The organism is bacterium (assembly GCA_030654305.1).
GTDB lineage: Bacteria > Krumholzibacteriota > Krumholzibacteriia > LZORAL124-64-63 > LZORAL124-64-63 > PNOJ01.
The window spans coordinates 1-4,776 of record JAURXS010000336.1 but is presented as its reverse complement, the minus strand read 5'-3'; the positions used below and the strand labels follow the sequence as shown (position 1 = coordinate 4,776).

Genomic DNA, 4,776 nt, shown 5'->3' with positions numbered 1-4,776 from the left:
CGATCTGCCCTTCGCCCTGCCGACGGCCGTCTCGGGCATCGCCCTGACGGCCCTGTTCGCGCCCCAAGGCTGGGTCGGGCGCCTGCTCGCGCCGCTGGGGCTGCCGGTGGCGTTCACGCCCCTGGGCGTGACCGTGGCGCTGGTGTTCATCGGCCTGCCCTTCGTCGTGCGCACGCTGCAACCCGCGCTGATGGACCTCGACGCCGAGGTCGAGGAGGCCGCGGCCGTCCTGGGTGCAGGCAGGCTGCAGATCCTGGGCAAGGTCATCGTGCCGACGGTCCTGCCGGCCCTGCTGACCGGCACGACGCTGGCCTTCGCACGCGCGGTCGGGGAGTACGGTTCGGTCGTGTTCATCTCGGGCAACATGCCCAACAAGACCGAGATCGTGCCGCTGCTGATCGTCGCGAAGCTCGAGCAGTACGACTTCGCCGGCGCGACCGCGATCGGGGCCGTGATGCTGGTGCTGTCGTTCGCGATCCTGCTGGCGGTCAACCTGCTGCAGGGTTGGACCGGCCGCTACCGCGAGGGGAACTGAGATGGCCGGCGCCGGCGGCGGGCATCGTGCGGCATCGCGGCCCCGCCCGGGCGTGGGCGAGTCCGCGCCGGTGCGTCGTCTGCTCATCACCGCGACGCTGCTCGTGCTGGGGTGCGTGCTGGTGCTGCCCCTGGTGTCGGTCTTCGCCGAGGCGCTGCGCGGGGGGATCGGCGCCTACCTGGCCAGCTTCCGCGATCCCGAGGCGCTGGCGGCGATCCGGCTGACCCTGCTGGTCGCCGCGATCGCGGTGCCGGTGAACATCTTCTTCGGTCTGTCCGCCGCCTGGGCCATCGCGAAGTTCTCGTTCCCGGGCAAGCGGCTGCTCATCACCCTGATCGACCTGCCGTACGCCGTGTCCCCGGTCGTCAGCGGCCTGGTCTACATCATGATCTACGGCGCCAACGGCGTGTTCGGACCCTGGCTGGCGGCCCACGACCTGCAGGTGATCTTCGCGGTGCCCGGCATCGTGCTGGCGACGATCTTCGTGACCTTCCCCTTCGTCGCCCGCGAGCTGATCCCGCTGATGGAGGCGCAGGGCACCGAAGAGGAGCAGGCGGCGATGACCCTCGGCGCCAGCGGCTGGCAGACCTTCCGGCGCGTCACCTTGCCGAACGTGCGCTGGGCTCTGCTGTACGGCGTGATCCTCTGCAACGCGCGCGCCATGGGCGAGTTCGGTGCCGTGTCGGTGGTCAGCGGCCACATCCGCGGCAAGACCGCGACGATGCCGCTGCAGGTCGAGATCCTCTACAACGAGTACAACTACGTCGCCGCGTTCGCCGTCGCGTCGCTGCTGGCGATGCTGGCGCTCGTGACCCTGGTCGCGAAAGCCGTGGTGGAACGGCGGGCGGGCGCCGCGGCGGCCGCGGTCGAAACGGCACTCCAGCCCCATGAGGCGTCATGAGCATCGAAGCCCGGCACATCACCAAGACCTTCGGCGCCTTCCGCGCCCTCGACGACGTCAGCCTGACGGTGCCCACGGGCCGGCTGATGGCCCTGCTCGGCCCCTCGGGCTCGGGCAAGACCACGCTGCTGCGGATCATCGCCGGCCTGGAGCAGGCGGACCACGGCAGCGGACAGGTCCTGTTCGACGATGCCGACGTGGCGGTGCGGCCGGTGCGCCGCCGCGGCGTGGGCTTCGTGTTCCAGCACTACGCCCTGTTCCGGCACATGACCGTGTTCGACAACGTGGCCTTCGGTCTGCAGGTCCGCCCGCGCGGGGAGCGTCCGGACAAGGAAGAGATCCGCAAGCGGGTCGGCGACCTGCTGCGGATGGTCCAGCTCGACACGCTGGCCGACCGCTACCCGGGCCAGCTCTCCGGCGGCCAGCGCCAGCGCGTGGCCCTGGCGCGCGCCCTGGCGGTCGAACCGCAGGTCCTGCTGCTGGACGAACCCTTCGGCGCGCTGGACGCGAAGGTGCGCAAGGAGCTGCGCGTCTGGCTGCGCCGCCTCCACGACGAGCTGCATGTCACCAGCGTCTTCGTCACCCACGACCAGGACGAGGCGCTCGAGGTCGCCGACCGGGTCGTGGTGATGAACGAGGGGCGCATCGAGCAGGAGGGCACGCCCGACGAGGTCTTCCACCACCCCGCCACGGAGTTCGTCATGAGGTTCCTGGGCGAGGTGAACCAGTTCCACGGCCGCGTCGACGCGGGGCGCGTCGCGTTCGCGGACGTCGAGCTGGACGCCGGCGACCACGGCCGCCTGGCCGGCCCGGCGCGGGTGTTCGTGCGGCCGCACGAGTGGGAGGTGTCGCTGGCGGCGCCGACGCAGGCGGCCATCCGGGCGGTCGTGAAGCGGGTGCAGAGCGCGGGCCCGGTCGCGCGGCTGGAGCTGCGGACGGCCGACGGCGCGCTGCTGAACGCGGAACTGCCCCAGGAAACCCTGGAGCAGCTCGGGTTGGCGGTCGGATCCGAAGTCCACGTCACGCCGCGACGCCTGCGCGTTTTCGCGGCGGACCGCGTCCCGCCGGCGGCCGGGGCCTGACGGCCCTTACCGGTAGGCGGCCTTCACGGCGCCCCACGTCGCGCGCTCCGCGGCCACCACGTCGCCTTCCAGCGTCAGCATGATCGCGAGGTCGCCGTATTCGGGCGTCAACGCGGTCCAGGGGCCGAATTCCCCCGTCTCGGAGATGTAGCGCACGCCCGAGCCGTACGAGTCCCCGTTCTGGAAGTAGGCCACCCGGCCCTGCCTGACGGAGGCCGTGTAGCAGACCACCAGGTAGTCGCCCACCGGCAGGTCCAGCGTCGGCGTCGTGAAATCGAAGACGACCCACTGCGCGCCCGTCGAGAAGTCCAGCACCCGCGACCGGGTCGCCAGCACGACGCCGCCCAGGGTGCGCACCTGGGCGTAGATGGTGTCGCCCGCACCCAGCGGCGGCACGCCGCCGGCGGTCAGCCCGTCCAGCACCACCTGGAAGGCCACGCTGAAGAGGGCGCCGTCGCATTCGTTGTGGAAGCGCTGCCCCTCGCCGGCGATGAAGCCGCCGGCGCTCATGCCGAGCCAGGCCTTGCCGCCGTTGGGCGCCACGCCGAGGGACGAGGGACAACCGAAGGCGGTCCCGGCCGTGGTCGCCAGCAGGGCGATCAGCAATGCTCGCATCATCCGTGCTTGCATGTTGGCACCTCCCGCTCGGGGAAGGATCCGGTCATTTACGCCGTGGCGGGGAACCGTCGGTTCTTTCCGGGTCGCCCCCGGAAGCCGGCGCCCCGCTCGCGGGACCGGTCGCCGGGGAACCCCGCAAGGATCGGGCCCTGTTGACGCCGGGACCCGGGAACCCCTACCTTGCAGTCTGATCGCCCATCACGCCTGGAGACACGATGACGCATCTTTCGAGGACCGGGATACGCCGGTGGTCGTTGGCCGCATGCCTGCCCGTCATCCTCGCCTTCGGCGCCTGCGCCCCGGCCGACTGGCCGACGCTGAACGGTGATGGCGACAACCGCTTCAGCGGTCCCTGGGACGGCGTCTACGAAGGCACCGGGATCTTCAGCAACCCCGCGCTCCAGATCACGGACCGGCACGTCAACGTCACCGTGCAGATCACCGATCTCGGCAGCAACTCGATCCGCGTCCAACTCTTCTTCAGGCCGCCGACCAACGACTACTCGCCGGTCCTGCGGCTGGAAGGCTCCCTGAGCAGCGCCGACTACGCCGATCTGCTCAACCTCCACGACGTGTCCTACCACCACGCGAGCCTCGCGCGCTCCACCACCGGGGTGGTCTCGGGCCTCATGGAAGTGGACGGGATCGACGAGCAGTCGTACTGGTCCTGCGCCGTGCGGGTGAATCCCGCCGCAAAATGAACCGGCCGCGCCAACCGATGGCGCGGCCGGGCACAATCCTGACGGCACGACCTATTCGATCCAGCGGGTCAGCCAGGACATGACCTCGTCGTGCCACTGGATCGAGTTCGCCGGCTTCAGCACCCAGTGGTTCTCGTCCGGGAAGTAGAGCAGCCGCGCCGGCACGCCCATCCGTTTCAGGGCGGTGAAGGTGCTCAGGCCCTGGGTGTCGACGACGCGGTAGTCCAGGCCGCCGTGCACCACCAGCGTGGGCACGCTCCAGTTCTGCACGAAGTCCGCGGGGTTGTGCAGCCCGAAGCCCGAGCCTTCCGCCCACGGCGTGCCGCCGTGCTCCCACTCGGGGAACCACAGCTCCTCGGTGTCATAGTAGGCCATGCGCTCGTCCAGGTTGCCGTCGTGGCAGACGAAGGCCCGGAACTTCTTGCCGAACGGCTGGCCGTGCATCCAGTTGATCATGTAGCCGCCGTAGCTCGCGCCCGCGGCCACGACGCGGCTGCCGTCCAGCCAGGGGTAGTCCGCGAGGGCCGCGGCCAGGCCCTTCTCCAGGTCCTCCAGCGGCCGGTCGCCCCAGTGGTGCCGGATGGCGTCGGTGAAGGGCTGCCCGTAACCGGTCGAGCCGTGGAAGTCGACGGCCAGGGTGGCGAAGCCGGCGCCCACGTAGGCCTGCGGGTTCCAGCGGTAGTGGAAGTCGTTGCCGAAGCTGCCCTGCGGGCCGCCGTGCACCAGGAAGGCGACGGGCCAGGTGCGGCCCGCGGCCGCGGCCTCGGCCGTCCAGTCGTAGGGCTTCACCAGGTAGGCGTGCACGACCTCGTCGTTCCAGCCCTTGAAGGTGAACTGCACGGGCTCGCCCATCCGGCAGGCAGCCAGCGCGGCGTCGTTGATGTGCGTCAGGCGGCGCTCGTCGCCGCCGGCGGGGGCGCAGGTGTGCAGCTCGTCGGG

At 70.8% G+C, this 4,776-nt stretch carries 6 protein-coding genes; 4 read left to right on the top strand and 2 right to left on the bottom strand.

Annotated elements, in window-relative coordinates; translation table 11 throughout:
- From cysT to Q7W29_09700, 3 genes are all read left to right on the top strand, one after another.
- Positions 1–535 (top strand): sulfate ABC transporter permease subunit CysT (gene cysT, locus Q7W29_09710; protein ID MDO9172095.1); only part of this gene is annotated, 535 nt, incomplete at its 5' end.
- A gap of 1 nt (position 536) precedes the next feature.
- Entirely contained in the window at positions 537–1,436 is a 900-nt protein-coding gene (cysW, locus tag Q7W29_09705; GenBank protein ID MDO9172094.1) for a sulfate ABC transporter permease subunit CysW, read from the top strand.
- Entirely contained in the window at positions 1,433–2,518 is a 1,086-nt protein-coding gene (locus Q7W29_09700) for a sulfate ABC transporter ATP-binding protein (GenBank protein MDO9172093.1), read from the top strand. Before cysW ends, Q7W29_09700 begins: the two co-directional genes overlap by 4 nt.
- Positions 2,519–2,524: 6 nt before the next feature.
- Here Q7W29_09700 and Q7W29_09695 read toward each other — a convergent pair whose 3' ends face one another.
- Positions 2,525–3,148, bottom strand: a complete 624-nt coding sequence (locus tag Q7W29_09695) for a hypothetical protein (protein ID MDO9172092.1) — start codon at positions 3,146–3,148, stop codon at positions 2,525–2,527.
- 242 nt (positions 3,149–3,390) lie between these two features.
- On the opposite strand from Q7W29_09695, the gene Q7W29_09690 reads away from it, so the two are divergent.
- On the top strand, positions 3,391–3,837 hold the full coding sequence (locus Q7W29_09690; GenBank protein ID MDO9172091.1) for a hypothetical protein: 447 nt from the start codon (positions 3,391–3,393) through the stop codon (positions 3,835–3,837).
- Positions 3,838–3,888: 51 nt separating this feature from the next.
- On the opposite strand, the gene Q7W29_09685 is transcribed toward Q7W29_09690, so the two are convergent.
- On the bottom strand, positions 3,889–4,776 hold an 888-nt coding region (locus tag Q7W29_09685; protein MDO9172090.1), incomplete at its 5' end, for a prolyl oligopeptidase family serine peptidase.

Coding starts and splice junctions, on each gene's coding strand:
- cysW (MDO9172094.1), top strand. CDS start 537: ATGGCCGGCGCCGGCGGCGGGCATCGTGCGGCATCGCGGCCCCGCCCG.
- Q7W29_09700 (MDO9172093.1), top strand. CDS start 1,433: ATGAGCATCGAAGCCCGGCACATCACCAAGACCTTCGGCGCCTTCCGC.
- Q7W29_09695 (MDO9172092.1), bottom strand. CDS start 3,148: ATGCAAGCACGGATGATGCGAGCATTGCTGATCGCCCTGCTGGCGACC.